At 36.7% G+C, this 18,032-nt stretch carries 10 protein-coding genes; 2 read left to right on the forward strand and 8 right to left on the reverse strand.

All coding sequences use genetic code 11. The annotated features are described in order from the left end of the window. Nucleotides 1-49 precede the first annotated feature (49 nt). The gene (locus F557_RS0113465) at nt 50-2,107 is read left to right on the forward strand and encodes a hypothetical protein (protein WP_019002746.1); all 2,058 of its coding nucleotides are present in this window, start codon (nt 50-52) and stop codon (nt 2,105-2,107) included. Nucleotides 2,108-2,328: 221 nt separating this feature from the next. After that, nucleotides 2,329-3,240, forward strand: a complete 912-nt coding sequence (locus F557_RS0113470; RefSeq protein WP_019002747.1) for a tyrosine-type recombinase/integrase — start codon at nt 2,329-2,331, stop codon at nt 3,238-3,240. Nucleotides 3,241-3,727: 487 nt separating this feature from the next. Here the strand turns inward: F557_RS0113470 and brxL are convergent, their stop codons facing one another. The 8 genes from brxL to F557_RS0113505 all read right to left on the reverse strand — a co-directional run bounded on the left by brxL (nt 3,728) and on the right by F557_RS0113505 (nt 17,473). Then, the gene (gene brxL, locus F557_RS0113475; protein WP_019002748.1) at nt 3,728-5,800 is read right to left on the reverse strand and encodes a BREX system Lon protease-like protein BrxL; all 2,073 of its coding nucleotides are present in this window, start codon (nt 5,798-5,800) and stop codon (nt 3,728-3,730) included. Nucleotides 5,801-5,809: 9 nt separating this feature from the next. Next, nucleotides 5,810-8,320, reverse strand: a complete 2,511-nt coding sequence (pglZ, locus tag F557_RS0113480; RefSeq protein WP_019002749.1) for a BREX-1 system phosphatase PglZ type A — start codon at nt 8,318-8,320, stop codon at nt 5,810-5,812. A 16-nt stretch (nt 8,321-8,336) separates the two neighbouring features. After that, nucleotides 8,337-9,527 (reverse strand): BREX-1 system adenine-specific DNA-methyltransferase PglX, encoded by a 1,191-nt coding sequence (locus tag F557_RS23040; protein WP_211209567.1) that lies wholly within the window; start codon nt 9,525-9,527, stop codon nt 8,337-8,339. Further along, on the reverse strand, nt 9,472-11,814 hold the full coding sequence (pglX, locus tag F557_RS20030) for a BREX-1 system adenine-specific DNA-methyltransferase PglX (RefSeq protein ID WP_211209569.1): 2,343 nt from the start codon (nt 11,812-11,814) through the stop codon (nt 9,472-9,474). The genes F557_RS23040 and pglX overlap by 56 nt, the downstream gene beginning before the upstream one ends. Before the next feature lie 32 nt (nt 11,815-11,846). Further along, nucleotides 11,847-15,479 (reverse strand): BREX system P-loop protein BrxC, encoded by a 3,633-nt coding sequence (gene brxC, locus F557_RS20035; RefSeq protein WP_019002750.1) that lies wholly within the window; start codon nt 15,477-15,479, stop codon nt 11,847-11,849. A gap of 17 nt (nt 15,480-15,496) precedes the next feature. Continuing rightward, the gene (locus F557_RS0113495; RefSeq protein ID WP_019002751.1) at nt 15,497-16,111 is read right to left on the reverse strand and encodes a DUF1788 domain-containing protein; all 615 of its coding nucleotides are present in this window, start codon (nt 16,109-16,111) and stop codon (nt 15,497-15,499) included. Then, nucleotides 16,108-16,731, reverse strand: a complete 624-nt coding sequence (locus F557_RS0113500) for a BrxA family protein (RefSeq protein WP_019002752.1) — start codon at nt 16,729-16,731, stop codon at nt 16,108-16,110. Before F557_RS0113500 ends, F557_RS0113495 begins: the two co-directional genes overlap by 4 nt. A 175-nt stretch (nt 16,732-16,906) precedes the next feature. Next, nucleotides 16,907-17,473: a recombinase family protein gene (locus tag F557_RS0113505; protein ID WP_019002753.1), complete on the reverse strand. Its 567-nt coding sequence runs from the start codon at nt 17,471-17,473 to the stop codon at nt 16,907-16,909. Nucleotides 17,474-18,032: the final 559 nt, after the last annotated feature.

Raw genomic sequence — 18,032 nt, forward strand, 5'->3', positions numbered from 1 at the left:
ACAGAGCGGAGAGAGTGTTTTAAAGTCTCTCCGCATTTTGGAGAAAGCAATGACAGACAGCAACAGTTTCAAGCAGGACAACGGATATCAGACTCCTGAATATTCATTTTCTCTTCCTGAAGAACCTTCAAAGAAGGAAGAGGCAACGGCGGCAAAAATTAACGACTGCACCAAATACAACTGGCACCTTCGGGAAGATGCCCAGAGTCCGGGAGATTTCTTTATTCGCTACGACAGCGAAGCGATTGACCATGACCACAAGGGAAAATTCAACACCACGGACATTGTTAATGCAACGCTGGAGGGCGACGTCTATACCTTTGAGACTCAATCCGGTTCCATTTACAAGTTTGATAAAAACAAGCTCACCGATGTCCTCTCAAACAGCATTATTATTCAGAGCCGTTATCACGCTGATCAGGAGGAGTACGAGGAATATAAGGAAGAATCCGCAGCATTAGATAACGCCCAAGGCGAGATAAGCAACTCCGAAGCCGAGATACCAATATATGACGGCTCTCTGACTCCGGAAGAAGCTGAAATAAGCGAAGGCAGGGCGGATGACTCCTTGATTGACGAAATCTTTGAGACAGCGGCGCCGGAGTCGCAGCCATCTCATGATGACAAAGACCGCAACGAATCGGCCCCCGGGGAACAGAATTCCGCTCCGGTATTCAAACCGGAAATTATGGTGGTGTTTGACCAGGAAGGACTTCAGGAAACAGCAAAACGATCTCCTGAAAATCTCGGACAGACTAACCAGCAGAATAAGGGACAAACAGGCGAGCAGGATTACCCGGCAGAAGAAGACAGCCTGCAAACCGAGGAAAGGCATGATCATTTTCAGAGCAGCGACAGCAGTTCTCTCCATGACAATGAAATAAATCCCGAACCGGAAAAGAAGCCGGAAAGGCCGAAGGTGAAGCTGGGCAAAACACCGGAGCCGCCCAAGAAGAGCAAGAGCGAAGACACATTAATAGGCAAATTGAAATCAAAGCTGACAGACACCAGATTCGACGATTTTAAGTTCTCAAACGTGAACTTTGATAAGGAGCATCACAATCTGTCCTTCGACACCCCCATAGAACATGACGGCGAAATCCTGAACGTTAAATTCCGGATCAACAACTTAGACAGCACCCCAAAATCAATGATGGGGAAGTTCGTGCATACCTTTACCAAGGGCAAGGATCAGGATCCCAAAAGGGCATTAAAAAACATCTCAAATCCCGAAATGAAAGGGACGATCAGAATGTGGGTTACCGCCCCCAACGGGGAAAAGGTATGCGTCTATGAAGCCAAAAAGGGCAGTCTGAGCTCCTTCCTCAATAAAGCTCCCAAACCCGTGCTGACACCTCGCCCGGATCTGGGATGGGATGAATACAAGATCAACGAAATGGCCAGAAAACTGGGCCTGCCCACCGCAAAGCTGGAGGAACGCGTCGACATAAATTTAGGGCGAGAGGAGGGCAGTCAGAAGAAGCCTGAAACAAAATCAGACAGAGGAGAGAAAGACCGGGAACTTGAGAGCATGAAAGCTCAAAACGCCGAAGACAAGGCCAAAGTTGAACATGAAAAGCTGGGCAAGCAGAATGCCGAGGCCCGGGAAATCCCTGCTCAGTCAGATACGCCTATCAGCTCCGATGACAACATCAGCAGATCCGCTGATAACCAGAAAATCCAAAATGACATCGATGAAGTACATATGTCAGCTCAGCATACCGAGCGGCAGGAACAAAGGGCCCAAAGTTCAAGCAAAGCAGAGAAAGCCCAAGCAAAAAACGACCCCGCAAAGAAACCGCAGAGCGGCAAGAGCGTCATTCAGGAGGACACCAATCAAAATGCCCGGAAACCTGACAAGAGATCTAAATGGGTGATGATCAACGCGGCAATAGATCCCGCCTATTCTGATGAACTCAAAGAATTAGGGGCCCGGTACAGTTCCGAAAGAGAGCGGTGGTTCATTCCTCCCGATAAGGATCTGAACGATTTTACGAAATTCGTGAATCCTCCTCCTTCTGCCGTAAGAAACGAGGATAACAAAGAGAGGACGCAGGTGAATACGCAGACCCAAACTCAGGTGCAATCCCGGGGACGAAGCCGTTAACCCCCGCAATCTCCCCAAGTCAGGGCGCGTTGCTTATCAGCGCGCCTTCATCTGACTGGGAAATCAGAATTTTTCCGATCCTTAAAACCGGATAAAAACACATCAGATCTCACAAATTTCTATTCTTTACCCTCTGCAATGAGTCTCTGCAGCATATCTGCGCACGTTTTATGCAATAAGTTTTCTGTTTGTATTTACGTTGATGAACAGAGGATTTTGTGATGAAAGTTATGAGGAAAGTTGTGGATCGAGACACCGCATTGATTGAGGATTTCTACGAATATCTGATGTATGAACGCTGCTTCAGTACCAAGACGTGCACCGAATACGTCAAAGAAGTAAGCCATTTTATTGACTACTATAACCTGATACATATGAGGGATAATTCAAAACTGTATTCATTCGAACTCAAGGATGTTGAAGGTTATGTTGAAGTAAAATCAAGAACGTCATCTAATAGCTCATTACGCTGGGTTATTTCATTGCTGGTTACATTATCAAAATTTCTGAGAAGCCAAAATTTGAGGGATGATGTTATAGTATATGATTTCAGACCTCGGGTTCAGTATGTCAAAAAAGATTACATTGACAAAGAAACGATTATCAGGTTAATTAACTCTCCGAACGAAGAAAATCCGATTGGCCTGAGAGACAAAACAATATTGTATCTTTTGTATTCCACCGGGATGAGAGTGTCAGAACTGGTTAGCCTGAAGATAAACATGGTTAATTTTGCTGAAAAGAAAATACGAATTTTAGGCAAGGGAGACAAAGAGCGTATTGTATTATTTGACGACACTACTGCATTACTGCTGAAAAAGTACATTTCCGAAGTCAAACCCAAGAATTACATTTTTTTCAACAGCAAAACACAGAGACCTCTTACAATTTACACGATTGAATACATGGTGAGAAAATACGCAAAACAGCAGGACATTGATTGCACAATAACACCGCATTCATTAAGACGCTGCTTTGCATCGCACCTTTGTGAAGCGGGAGTAGGTATGGAGCAAATACAAGAGTTACTGGGCCATTCATCCGTATCCACTACAGAGAAATATGTTATAATATCAAAAGAATTTGTTATAAACTCGGCAAGAACGATAATAAACAAAAGAAAATGTATATAAGTATTATGATGAGCATAGCCATTTAAAGTGTTATGCCGCCATGTAAACTCAGTGCTTCTGATCATCTTATATCCAAATAAACTGCTGGATTCAGCTTGTTTGCAGGTGTAACATTCGCAATTACAGCTTATAATGAAAAATTAGAGGTGAAACGGCGAGAGAAAATCAGCAGGCCATATTGAAGAAATATGGGACAAAACTGGTGAACAAAAAGGAACAAATCAGGGATCTTAAATTGTCAGAAAAAAGGAGTACTTGAAAAAGCAAGCAGTTTAAACTGATTCGTGCAATTAGTAAAGTGCAGATACCCCCGTAATCGGGGGGTTTTTCTTATCCAAATAAGCTTAAGAACCAAAGAAAGCAGTAAATAAGCGCTGCAATTATCAAAGCAGTAGTCACTAACCCGCAGCAAACTCCTAATGTCTTAGCGAAATTAAGCTCTGGTTTGGAGTTTAACTTATCTGCATAAGCTAATCCTATTGAAAAATTATTTGTTTATTTTTATGAATGTTACTTCATAAGCTTTACAAGGTCTTAGCTCAGGAAGATATGTAAGAACATCAAATGCATCACCACCAAAACTCTGATACACATCAAGACCTCTATCAAGACTAATCTTCCAACCAGTATCTGTCTCAATATGCCTTGCGTGAATTGTTCTTGCAGTATCGTATTCCCAGGTGAAGATTAAGCCAAAGCGAGCAAGAGACTCCTTCATCTTGTTGAAGTTCTCCTCCTGCTTATCTCCTTTAAACTCATCCTCAATAGTTATAAGATGAACCTCGATTTCTTCAAGAGGGTAATTCATTTGGACAATTGATACTAATAACTCCATTAGATTTCGTTGCTGGAAGAAATTTCTAATATAAGGATCTGTAATAGAGAGTTTTTTGCATCCTTTCAGATACGGAGCAACTAGCTCATTTAATGAGAATCCTTTTTGATTTTCTTTGATCTCCTCATGCTTCTCTTCAAGAACATGCTCTTTTATGGCGTTAATTTGTGTTTCATTTGCAGGGGCTTCTACTGCAGTTTGATGTTGATCTGCTGAAGAGGTTGGTACAGCTTCAGGAACGCCATGGAAGTAGATATCGTGAAACTCTATTTCCTCAAGAGTTTGCACTGGTATTTCTTTGAAAGGCTCACAGTTCTTAAAGAAAACAAAGTTAGTTCTATTGAAAGTAGAATCTATTCTTAAAAGCTGATCTTTTACTCTTTTACGGCCTTCAATAGCAACGGTAAGCAATTCTTTGGTTTCATCTTCAGTGGCATCATTGTTAGGGAAGATGATTTTCATAAGACCGGAAAATGTCTTTTTTATACCGTCACGATCTCGGGCAGATATATCTTCTCCAAGAGTAAAGAATTTATTAAATTCTGCTGAATAATCATCATTACGTAATGCTCTTAGGATCTCAGCAAAGTAATCAACTACAAATCCATATCCTGATGAGAACATATCCTGTCGAAGATTATCTACTTCCCAGCCAGGATTAAAACAGTGAATTCTATCTAAGAAAGCAGAATCATGGTATTTATCTGGCAAATCTGCAAACAAATCAGAAGTCTTTAGCATATAAGGCACAGTATGAGATGTATTGCCGACAAATACCATAGAAGCTTCTGCTCCCATGGTTTGAGTTCCTCTTGAGAAGGTTTTATTGGCCATGTAGTTTTTCATGATATCTACAAGGGCCTTATCTATCTTCTTCTGGTTGCCGGCAAACTCATCAAAAGCGACACAGTCCCAGAATCCTACTAAGCCGATCTTGCCATTGCTGTTATTAACAAACAGCTTGGGCACAGTAACTTCTCCTCCGGAAAGAAGCATTCCATGAGGGGAGAATTCAGAGTAAATATGAGATTTACCTGTTCCCTTTGGACCTAACTCCATGAGGTTATAGTTGCGTTCGCAGAATGGTATAAGTCTGCATAGTTGAATGAACTTGTTCCTGCGACTGAATACTTCTGGATTTAATCCCATGCTCTGCATGATGAAGTCTATCCACTCATCCATTGAGAAATTCTTTCTGCCTTCTTTGTAGCCATCTACATCAGAACGAGCCATCTGAATTGGCTTTAAAGACGACAGTAACCAAGGAACAACTTTTGGATCTTCAACATGGTAATATTCAACTTCTGCAATGCACCAAATACCAGAAACTAGAAGTTTCGGATTCTTCTTAATTGTCTGGGAGCCAACAATAACCTTGTTTATCCCCAAGTTAAAGAATGATGCTTCATAGGTATCATCTTTTTCATTCAGAGTAACACTGATTTTATCAATGACCTTTTGTCGACCTATTTCCTTGATATTCGACCTGATAAGTTCCGCTTCATTTTTATGCACATAATGGTGGCTTAAGATTTCCTTTACTGACTGAATACCAGATTGAATACTGTCTTCATCTGAGGTTGTACAATACTGACCAAGCAAATATTCGAGTACATATGAAGGAACAATAGCATTGCCACGGATCTCTTTGACCAGATCTTTCCGGACAACGCATCCTGTAAATACCTGATTTATTTTCTGATCTAATGAGGATAACTTAGTCATTATTTCTCCTTAAAAGTCTCGGCCAAAGAAGTTCTGTCTGATTGAGAAAGTTATTTCATCATATGGTGCATATTGGTCTGTATTTTCTACTCGTTTTGTTAACTTCAGGATAACACTTCCTGAATCTATGCCTGTAGAAAGTTTAAACTGACGCTTCTGCTCTCGTTCTTCAACATTTGTTGTTTCTTTATTAAATTCCAGATCTTCTATATTAGAAACAGGAACTCCATCTCTGTAGAAGCCGGCTCTAATAGAAATACCCTTAACCTTATCTTCAACAGGCTGTACCTGATAGAAAGTAATCAGAATTTGTCCAGAGGTTATGATCCTTTCTCGTGAAATTACTTTTACTTTGACTTCAGATACATCATCCTTACGCTTCTTATTAACGTGGATTACCGGAATAACGGTTTCTTCAAGAGTTGCACCACCGTGAATATAGCGTCCATTCTGGCCTTGCTTGCGAATACGCTGAATTGCCTTAGGAATAAGAACAGAAAGTTTTCCTGAAAGACCTAAATCCTTAGCCAGGAAGGAATGAAAATCTGTATTTGAACCATCCAATTCTCCGATGGCAGTAACAAATCTTCTGACTACTTGGTATTTTTTACCTGTAACAAATGGTTCATCCACAAAATCCACGTTCTTATCTAACTTAAGATCCTGATAAATGAAGCCATGATCTGCTGTAATCATGATGTTGTTGGCATTGCCAGAGGATAATCTTGTAACAAGCTGCATCAACTCTTCAAGGCAGTCCTCTGATTTATCAAACAGATGTTCTCCAACATTTTCTCCGGTTGTATCAACTACATCATGATAGACATAGATTATCTCGTTAGATGCAACAATCTCTTTGATATCTTTGTTTTTATATTTTGAGGATAATAGCTCTTCTGCATTGATACAGGTTGATGCATGTCCGTATTGCGCAAGAATTTTCTTTCTGTTTTCGATTCCTGTTGCGGATATGCCATCAACTACAGCAGTGTTATCTGTTTTTAACTCTATCGAGTTATTTGGCAACAGCGCTGCCATTCCTAGCTGAGTAAAACTTGGCAGTACCGATAGCATTGGCTCAATTGCTGCAGAGAATCGATTATTCTGGTTAATCAGTCTGGTTAATTCTTCACCAAGCTCATAACGCAGAGCATCAGAAATAATCACAACAACCTTGTTATTTCTTTTGATAAATGGTTCAACATAGTTGTTAAAGAACTTTGGCTGATAGATTATATTTGAGAAACTTCCCCAATTCTTTTCGCTTTGAATTGCCATTGAGAACTTCTGTCCCAAAGGACGTAAAAATTCGTTGGTGTACAGATTATCAATGGTTACTTTCAAATCAGAGAACAATTCATTGTCCTTATTGTTTCGACAGAAAAAGTTAAACTTTCTATACTGCTGGTCAACCTCATACCAGCTCTCCTGATATTTATTGACTGCATCCTCAATATTCTCAAGGTTAAGATTAACTTTTTTGATAAGTTGCTTAAATTTGGATGCAGCGTATGCTGTTTCGTAGTAGTCAGAAAAATCTTTCCACCAGGTCTTAGTACAGCGAATATCAAGAATACGTCTTACGTCTAGGTCGTTGATTAAATCATTACTGATATCTGATTTTAGTTTTATTAAAATCATTTCATCAATGTTTCTGAAATAATCAATCTGCTTTAATGTGTCAAAATCGAGTTTATCAAATGTCAGCTGCAGATTAAGTTCAGATGAGGCTTTCTCTGTCCATTCATTAAAGTTTTCACCGTAGTTTTTACTGTCCTGCCAGTTTCCTAAAAACATTGAGACTTCATTGGACAGTTCAGAAGGTTCACCTAACTGTTTCTTGAGGCTGTCACTAAATATCTTAAGAGCAAAATCGTGTAAGGATAAAGAGGTGGACTGATACTTAAAATGCTTTGCCAGAAGACTTAACAATTCTGTCTGCATTTCTAAACACGCATCTTGTGGCATCATAAATCCGTTTTGGCTCTGCTCATAAGCATCTTTAAGCAGTGACTGTAGAATAGAATAGAAGGTATCTACCTTTCTTAGAGGAGACATGATACCGATTATTTTTAAATCTACTGACTCAATTGTTTCTTTTTCTGATGAACCTTTAATAGCAGCAGCAAGTTTTTCCCTATATTCCTTTTTGTTAAAGAAATTCTCATGTTGCTTTATATATGAAGAAAATTTAGTCGGATCTAAACCAATCTCTGTGCAACGTAAAGTATCCTGCTCGGCAACAAATTTATAAGACGCAAGCTGAACATCTAAAAGCCAATTATCTTTTACCTCAGGCTCGCCTGCAGGGCGATAGATTAGAAACTTCTTATCTGGTTCTTCAACAAGAATTCGATATTTAACTGAAAACTCATTGTTATTGATTTTTATTTTTGTAACGTCAGGCAGTTCTAATGTTTCAAATTCATCAATAAGTTTTTCTTTATCGTCATCCCAAAATACAATTCGGTAATTTTTAAATGCACTTTCAAGTGCCTGAATAATACGGGAACTAGCCATTTATTTATCCTATTTATTATTCTTCTTTCTTATCTAGGCCTGCTATTTTCTCAAGAGCCTTGCCAAATTTAACGTAGTTGGTTTTGACTCCATCATCAAGATCAATCTCTATATTCTGCTGTGCCAGTGGATACATAATTTCACTGTCATAATTGTTTATATCAGCGATAATCTTCTTAATCTCTTCAATACGTTTGTTCTTAGCATTGTTATCTGCTTTTGAAAGTGTTCCTGAATCCACTAATGTCTCAAGATTTTGTTTTTCAGCATCTAACTTCTGTCTAAACTCAAGAAGGTATTCATTTCTTACACGGCTGACTGAATAAGGCTGATAGCGGTGCATATAGATTAGAGCTTTGAAATGACCTTTTGGACTCTTAAACATCCAGTAGATTGGACGTTTCTTGTAACGTTTGATGTGGTCAGTGTAGAAGTCATTTACAAAGTAATCACGAATTGAGTAAGAGGTCTTCTCTTTTACATTAAGAGTCTGTTCAATGAAGCTCAGATTTTCAAGATAATGTTCTTCACCAAAGGCAACCTTTAGGAAGTTTTTGAAACGTTCTACGATATCATCACTAAACCAGTTATCAGATAGAACAGGTATAACGTTATCCTCGTCTACCTCAAATGAAGAGTTAGGAACCTTTGCTTTAAAATCTTCAATAGTTTCTCCAGAATTGCAGAGAATTAATCCCTCCTTATCAAGAGAGTATCTGCCAAACATACAGCCTACAGAGTAAGAAATCAGGTCTTTTATCATATCTACTCTCTGAAGTTTTAACTGTTCATCCTCAGATTTATTTTTGTACATAAAGGAGGTATTGGAAAAGAGAGTTACTTCAGACAGAGGATAGTCAGGAGAAATTTCTCCTTCAAGACCGTATAACTCGATAAAATATTTATTATTTAATTCTTCTAGCCGCTGTACGTTTTGTGCAATATCCTTGAAATCCTTTTGTAATTTCTTAACAGTAGATTCTAGTGATACCTCTTTACTGAATTCCTTAATTAAAGGATTTACTTTAAAATTCCAAGAGTTTTCATATGAATCCCAATCGTTTTTTGAAATATCAATATTATTCTGTACAATAGCATCTATTTCATTTCTACTATTTATATCAAAGTTAATTGGACAAGACCTTACATCTTTAACCTGCAAACTGATTGTTGGATTTAGCACCTCTAAAATTTTTTTTAAATACACAACTATTAAATACTCCTAAGTAATAATTAAGATTATTTTCATCTTTTAAGAAAATTGAAGATCCTGTAACATCAAATGTTGAATCTTTTTGTTTACATCTAAAACATGGTGTTGAAGATGTTATATAGGTCCAGGTTATACCTTTTTTGTACCAAAGATATTCTGGAATTATTCTGCAAATTGGATCTTTTCTATAGTGGGAACGAGCTTCTTCGCTCCAATTTATCAGATATTCGACATTTCCATACCATTTTCGGAATTCTCCGCCTTTTAGATAGATCAGGTACCTCTGATTGATACCAACATCTTTCCTATTAATCTCCCATATATATCTGAGAAATTTATCATTATTCCCTGTTTTATTTTGACCATCTGATATTGAAAATTCTTGGAAAAGTGGAAAATCAAAAACCTTTATAAATTTATCAGATAACCAGTAAGCTATAGGCGAACCAGGAATCTTCTTGAAGTTTTCTGAGGATGTGAGATATGGTGTGTTTTTACGTTTTAGGAAGGCTTCTGCTTTATCATTCTCGCCAAAGATATCAACAAGTCTTATATATGAGCCTTTAACAGTATTAGAAAATTCATTCTTTATTATAAATGCTGTTGTTGCAACAACTTCTCCCCCAAAACTATCAAATGCCCTGGTTCCTAAATGAGCCATAGACATAATAGTTTTACTAGAGAGAATTTTGTCCCTTAATTTTTCAAATGATGAAAGGAACATCCAACTCTGCATTGTGATCATTGCAGAAAGGGCTTTATTTTTTGCAAGTTTAAAACTTCTCTCAATTATTGTAGTACAAAGATCAGTTTTACTGTCAGGATAATTATCCTTGATCCATGCAGCCAATCTACCATTCATCCCTTTGGTTCCCATGTAAGGAGGGTTAGTTACTACTACGTGATATTTCTGACTTAGATAATCAGCTGTATTTAAGGCTTTTATTAGCTTGTTGTGGGTTTCCTGCGAGAATATATCATTGAGTTTTATATTTTGAAGTCTGACTAATACTTCTCTTGGATTTTGTAATTTAGGAATGATTAAAGAACCAAAATTATCAGCCTCATCAAATAGTTTAACTGTTTCTAAAACATCATAAGTTATAATGTCAGAACCAACTATATTCTGATAATCAGAGAGCTCTTGTTCAGTAAACTTTATCTTTTCCAAATGACAGATTTGAGGTGTAACATTTCTTCCAAAGACTCTTCGATCTTTTTCTCTTGCTTTCATCATTAAAGCAAAAGCAGCAAGTTCAGATGCTCGTTCATCAAGCTCAAGACCATATAAGTTATTTTCAAGTATTAACTTTGGAATTTCGATATTGGAATAGCCTTGTTCTTCATAAATCTTATATAGGAGCTCAAAGGCGTAAACTAGCATATGACCTGAACCACAGCATGGATCACAGACCTTTATTTCCTGAGGTGAGCTTACTTTTAGAAAGTCAGATTCAGGTTCTTGGCCCTCAATATAATATTCCATTGAATCTTTTAATGATGACTCAGGATGATTTAACATCCAAAGTCTTCCTAAGGAATTATCAACCAAATATCTTACAATCCACTCAGGAGTAAATAACTGTGTTGCTGCAGGTATGTTGTTAGGCTCAATCTTGATATTTTTCTTCAAATCAGCAAAGATTTTGTCTTTCTTTTCTGATATATAGTACTGATAAAGCCAACCAATAATTTCAACACTCTGACAGTTATCTATCGTCATTGCATCACGTATGCTCTGCAGAATACTTTCTGGTGACAGCAAATCTGAAGGTAAAAGGTATTCTGAATAATCATCCTCAGTCTGAAACAGAAATGGCATTTTCTTATTCCAGTAATTACATTCAGAAATAAGAAGTAAACGATACACCTCCGCCTCAGGATTAGCTGACTGCGTAGAGCCATTTAAAAGATTGTTAATCTTTTCTTTTGTTGCTACAGAAACAACTTCATCATCAAAATAGTTACTTTTAGCCTCAGAGAGAATACCTGGAATAGAACTACCTTCCTGTTCAGGCGATACGACCTTAGAATTGGTGTAGCCATTTAAATCCATGAAGCGTAGCGCACAGAAGCGATTGAACCAGAAATATGCAACTTTACGGATAAGAGATTCTTCTCCATATTTGTTTAAATCCTCACAGAGTTTTCTAAAAACATTTGGATGATTTCTATGAAGAATTCCGTCTAGTTTGATCGCCTGATCTAAACTGCTCTTTATTTGTGAGAATAAAATCTTTCGAGCTTCAGGAGCAAAGTTTTTTAATCTGGTAAAATCCATTTACTATCTCTTTATTAACAAGCTACTAACTATTACTTTACCAATATATGTTGGCCAGATTTGATTGCCTCAAGCATAGAGCTCTTTAACTGTGCAAGATATCTATCAATATCGTCTTCTGTTTCCACAAGACTCTTATCAGTATTTACAACCAGATCTTTAATATTCTTTACAGTAGGGATAACTTTTGGCGGTATAGAAGTTATTGTTTGTTGTCCTTCTTGTTTATTATCACCATTACCAGATTCGACAGGTGTTACTACAGTATTCTCAGAATCATAAAGTCTGATTATTTCCCCATACAAAGAAGAGCTAAAATTTTTATCAAGATTGATTTCGAAATTTTGAATAAGCCCAAAGTCATATGTGTTGTTTAGACGTTCTTTCTCTTTCTCAACAAAAGAGCTTATCTTTTGTTGACTATCTACTGATAGTTTTTGATATCTATCCTGACTAAAAGCATCATCAACAATTTTGTTAAGCTTATTTGATACAGAGTCTTTAAATGAAGATATTGCTGACTTAAATACTTCATCGTATTTCTCTTTTACATCATCAATTCTTCTTGAGATTGCAGTATTAAAGAATTTCTCCTTTAAACAAAGTTCTTTTATCTCATCAAATTTAGATGCAACCTCAGTAAATCCGGTAAGGTCAGGTCTAGAAGTTGAAATTTCGTGGAAATTGATTGGTTGACGAATAATTAAATTGAATGATTCAGAATAATTCTTTTTTCGATTTGAATTATTCATAAACTCACTCAGTGGTTCTAAATATTTAACCCAGTCATCAAGAAGAATTTTTTTGATTTTTGTCCCTGAAATCTTATCATCTAGTTTGTCATAAATACTCTCTACCTGCTGGCAGTTAGCCATATGTGCTATAGTCTTGATAGCATTCTCTACAGCTTCACACTTTGGCCAACCTCTATTGGTTAATTCATTTTGAATTTCTTGTAGTTTTGCTGCTCTGTCTTTGAACTTTTCTACTGCGACTTTAGCAACATCCTTGCCGTCATTTCTTTCACAAGGAACACCAAAATATTCCTTCAGAAACTTTTTTAATTCGATAATACAGCTCTCAGGAATTTGAGTTTGCAGTTTTACTAACAATCCCTGTTGGGCACGGGTGTTTCTGAGCGAATCTACAAGCTCTTTGCCTTGCAACTCCTGATTAGTACCATTGGAGAAACTTATGATTTTTCTGGCATATAGGTGGGCAAGCAGACATGGCACTGCAGGATATACCCAACCATAAGGAATTTTCTCAAAATTGTTTCTTATTCCGTTAACAGAAACACTCATGCCGTTTCTTTGACAGCCTTCAAGGAAAGATTTAATTTCTGTTTCTGCTGCTGAAATAGTGGTAATAGTAGATGTGCTTATAATTGAAGAAATCTGTCCTTCATCAAATATAGTTAAATTAGGAACGATATTGCGTTTGTAATAAGCTTTGCTTACCAACTTTAAAAAGCCTTTTTCAATTCTGCCTTTGGCATCTGAACCTGTTGCTCCTGTAACGTCATCTCCAAGAGCAAAAAGTTTTGCTCTTTCTAAGAGTTCAGAAAGCATGTCCAATAAATCCTGTTCACGATTATTATTTTGGGCACCTTTCTCCAGGATTATCGCTTGTATCATTGGAGAATTTCCTCCAGCAGAACTGTTTTGGCGAACAAATTTCTGTGTTCTGCAGAATTTTTGTAACTCTGGATACAGCTTGTCATCATCAGGAAGCACAACAACTAATTCTTTCTCATTAGCTCTCTCTGACATCCACTCGCTAGGAGATTTTCTAACGGACAGCGGAGATATCAGATTAATGCCAAGTTCAGCTGGCTTTCCATATGGGGTACAGTCGATAATAGTGGTATATGAATGATCTCCACCTGTTTCTGGATCTCTTATCTTTGTTCCTTTCAATATCTTTTTGAAGAACAACTCATTGATTTTGTCGTTTAATTCAGAGTTATCTACAGATGTATTATTGATACTCTCTTCAATATCCTTTTCATCATCTGTTAAGAAGCTGTATTCTGTACCGTGTTTTTCAATATAGGTTTCTCTTACTAAACGGTCTAAAGCTTCATCAACTTTCTGACGAAGGCTATTTCTATCCTCATCAAAAGCAGACTGCATGAGAATAGTAATGTTTTGAATTGTTGCTTTAAATCCATCTACATATTTAACCAGTAATAAAGCCTTTAAAACTTTAACCGCAAATACATCTGGAAGACTGGTTTCAGCTCGTAAGATTGCACCTTGATTACGAGATTTAATTTGATTTCTAATGCCTTCAAACATTAAATCAAAGCTTGCTATAGTTCCTGTAGTCTGATTTTCAAGAGTTTTTACAACCTCTTGGAAGACTCCAAGCATTGATCTCTCACCTACAGAACTGTGTTTTCCTTCAAATGCATTTTTATCAGATAAGGCACGAATACAGTCTTGGAATAAATCAAACTGATAAGGAACAAATGGATAACAGTCTATAAAGTTTTCATCATCTTTGTAGTTTCTGTAAGTTCTTGACTGATCTACAAAGTTAAACAGAGTTTTGAAGTTATTCTTTTCTCTGTCATATATATTCTGTAATTCTGGTTTACATTCGGTCTTCTTATCTAAAAGACGTTTTTGAATGACCTCTGCTACATCCTGTGATGATAATTTTATTCTGAGCTTAAATCTGTCCTGAATTTTGGAGAAGTCATTACTCTGCTGTTTGCTTTCGGAGCCCATTACTGTTTCCATATCTTCCTGGGCTGTTACAATAATCCATGCCTGACTTCCACACTTAGTGGTTAAGGTTTCGGATATAGTTTGCAGATTTAGCATCAGCTGGACATTGTCCGCAATATACTGACCAATTTCATCAACAAAGAAATTTAATCTGAAGTTTTTTCCTTTTTTCTTTACATAATCACTTACTAAAGAACAAAAATCACCAGGAGACATTGAGAATGAGTCTTTATAGCCTTTTAACGTTCCTTTATAGTCGTCAGGAGTTCCTCCTTTGATTTTAGCTAAAGCCTTGGCCACAAAAACGTCAACCATGAACAGCTTTTCTCTGTCCTTCTCCCAGTTCTTACCCGTTATCTCCTGATATGCCTGTTTAAAAGCATCAAATTCACCATCCTGATCCAAAATTCTTTCCAATTTAGCGATGTATGGCTCTTTTCCATAATATCCACAGTGTTCATTAAAAACACGTAAAAACACCCCCAATAATGCGCTGGTATCGGTTTTATTAATTGCTGATGCTTTCTGATCAATGTTAAAAAGAATATTCTCAGTCTGATATTGTGTAACCGACTTCTTTAGACTTGCTTTTAAAAGACTGTCGTTAACGTTGGTTAATCGGTCTAGAAATAAATCCATGGAGCTGTGGCCACAAATCTTCCGATCCTGAAGGATAACAGCAAGCATTTTTAATAGATGAGATTTGCCAGAACCAAAGAAGCCAGAAATCCATACACCATTACCTCTGGCCCCATCATAGTCATTATATGCATCTATAAATTCACTTAGATTCTTGGCAATATCGTTAGTAACCACATATTCTTCTATTTCATTTTTGAGATTTAACTCATCATTATCATCCGCTTTGATAACACCGTTTATTGAGCGATTGATGTCTTTTTTAAATAAATCATGAATTACTGTGGTCATATCATCCTCATCTATTTTTAAATCTGGTAATCAAGTAAATTTTCAGCTCGGTAATATTTATCACCTGGCATAATATTAAATAAGTCTAGGGAATCGCCTTTGGTTTCTGAGTGACTGTAGCTTCCAGGAAAGAACATTACCGTTGGCTGTTCTTCAATAGTGCTTTGAAGATTATTTAATACTGTATGAGAGCGAATATAAGGGTAAATTTCCCCAACACCTGTTATAAAAGCAACATCGAACTGTTTATCTGCAATAATCTCTCTTATCTTTGGAATAAGGTTGGATTGAGGATCTAACAGACTTTGAAACATGTCTAGAAGATCATCTTTCTCATAAGATGATTCATCTTCAATAATTGAGTCAAAAACTTCTCTTTCCTTTAACATCTCAATACATATCTTGTAGAGATTTAAATGAAGTATTTCTATTCCCTTCTCAACTTTTAGTTTTTTGATTACGTTTATAACGTCATCCTCAATTTTTAAAGCATCCTCAGGAGAAAAAGGAAAGATAAAAAAAGGGACTTCTTTACCTAATCCTTGTTTATTTAAAAATCTTTCTGAGGAAACAACTTTGACAAGATGATTAAATATCTCGTCATAAGGAAGGAATTTTCCGTTCAAAATCATGATTGTAATAATCTCTTAATGTCTGCATCGTAAATTGGTAAAAAAGATAGATCGTTGGGTGAATTATTCGCAACGCATTTACAGAAATCATTTGATAAGAATACAGGTTGAATATAGTTATCCTTTGTTAATAGACCTGCTTCTTTTGCTGAATTAATTATTCTCCCTCTTATTTTATTTTTCATCTGTGTAGAAACATTATCCAATTCACTATTGGATGAACTTAAATCAAAATAAAAAGCATTAAAATCATCAAAACTAACTTCTGTTTTAAGATTTAAAAAACTCTCTCTAAGAAGCTTTACTGCAAATTCTCTTGCCAATCTATTAGCTCTACACAATGCGATCCATAGTAATAGATGTTGCTCGTTATCATTTGCCTGGTTTAAAAAATAATATATTTCTGTCTCAGATAAATATCTAACTCTACTGAGCACTTCATTTACATATCGTTCTCTCGAAGATACAGCATTTTTTTGAGCTAAATTTTTCTCAATGGCAATTTTTCTAACAGATAACCAATCTTTTTCCTCATCATATAGAGATATCATCTCCGAAGATAAAGGAAACATCAGGTTGTCTATCATAGAAAATTTGAATTTTTCATTTGGTAATATCATGACGTAACCTTTTCTCTATAGATCATAATCGTTCCAGATTTTGATAGTTGTTTTAAAATTCTTCATAACAATCTGAATATCTGCAATCGGTGGTTTTAGGATTCTTTGGAAAAGCTAATGAAATACTTTTTCCTTAGCCTTAGTATTTACAGAATTTTATAATATCCTCTTTTTTTTACTTATTGATACGCTTCAAGGTAGATCTGCTGATACCTGTCATTGCTACTACATCAGCATAGGTATTTGTTTTAAGCAGTTCACGGGCATGATTTATTTGAGCCTCCGTAAATTTTTTCGGGCGCCCTTCCTTAAAATTAGGATCAGTCCTGGCAATCGCCTTTCCTTCCTTCGTTCTCTGAACAATCATGTCTCTTTCAAATTCCGAAAAAGCCAGCATCACGTTACGGATTAATTTCCCGGCCGGGGACTCATCAATGATACCGATATTAAGGACATGAACTTTAATTTGTCTTGCAGCCAGATTTTCAATAAGTTCGATTCCCTGTGTCAGATTTCTGGCTACACGATCCAGCTTGGTAAAAATCAAGGTATCCCCGGGAGCAATTTTATCAAGCAGCTTATTTAGCTCCGGTCTGTCTGTTTTTGTTCCGGTAAAAGCATCGGCGTAAATTTCCGTAGCCCCTGCTTCCCTTAAGGCTATTTTTTGAGCATCGAGGGAGTTTCCGTCTCTCGCCTGACACTGAGTACTGACTCTTGCATATCCGTAGTTCTTTTTCACCATTTTTGCCTAATTTTACCAATGACTTTTGACCCTAGGTTTTGATACCCTTTCAGGCATTGATTTTACGTGGTTGCTGGGAGAGGTTCAAAACTTTTAAGTTTTGAAACCATGTTAAAAATAATAATAACGTTCCAGAAAAACCTTGTAATCAAAAAATTGCCTGATAACTAAATTTATTTGATGTTCATTGAGGTTTGCTCTTCTATCTATGAGTGGAGTGCAAAAAGTCGTTCTTGAACAAAAACCGAATAAACGAAGCCTTTATTTTAGCCATCCGTTTTCTCGCAAAATGTCCTTTTTTGACTTTTTGCACCAGACTCATCTATATTAATAGAAGAGAATAGACAAACGTTGTTGTTGTTTTTGAAAATTAGCCATAGTAACATCAGATGTACAATGTTATGTTTTTACAACAATACTGTGAAAAGGGGACTTTTGTTAGTACAAGTACTCAGAATTGATAATTCTATCATAAAGTATACCCTTTTGTTACTCTCCGTTCACAGTAATTCCAAAAAAACGAACGCTACAAGAATCTCTGTCCTTGCAGCGTTTGTCT

The organism is Succinimonas amylolytica DSM 2873 (assembly GCF_000378405.1).
GTDB classification, from domain to species: Bacteria; Pseudomonadota; Gammaproteobacteria; order Enterobacterales; family Succinivibrionaceae; genus Succinimonas; species Succinimonas amylolytica.

Bases quoted from the DNA above. Each gene is read 5' to 3' on its own strand.
- brxC (WP_019002750.1), bottom strand. From the start codon at position 15,479: ATGACCACAGTAATTCATGATTTATTTAAAAAAGACATCAATCGCTCA.
- pglZ (WP_019002749.1), bottom strand. From the start codon at position 8,320: ATGGCTAGTTCCCGTATTATTCAGGCACTTGAAAGTGCATTTAAAAAT.
- F557_RS0113505 (WP_019002753.1), bottom strand. From the start codon at position 17,473: ATGGTGAAAAAGAACTACGGATATGCAAGAGTCAGTACTCAGTGTCAG.
- F557_RS0113495 (WP_019002751.1), bottom strand. From the start codon at position 16,111: ATGATTTTGAACGGAAAATTCCTTCCTTATGACGAGATATTTAATCAT.
- F557_RS0113470 (WP_019002747.1), top strand. From the start codon at position 2,329: ATGAAAGTTATGAGGAAAGTTGTGGATCGAGACACCGCATTGATTGAG.
- pglX (WP_211209569.1), bottom strand. From the start codon at position 11,814: ATGGATTTTACCAGATTAAAAAACTTTGCTCCTGAAGCTCGAAAGATT.
- F557_RS0113500 (WP_019002752.1), bottom strand. From the start codon at position 16,731: ATGATATTACCAAATGAAAAATTCAAATTTTCTATGATAGACAACCTG.
- F557_RS0113465 (WP_019002746.1), top strand. From the start codon at position 50: ATGACAGACAGCAACAGTTTCAAGCAGGACAACGGATATCAGACTCCT.
- brxL (WP_019002748.1), bottom strand. From the start codon at position 5,800: ATGACTAAGTTATCCTCATTAGATCAGAAAATAAATCAGGTATTTACA.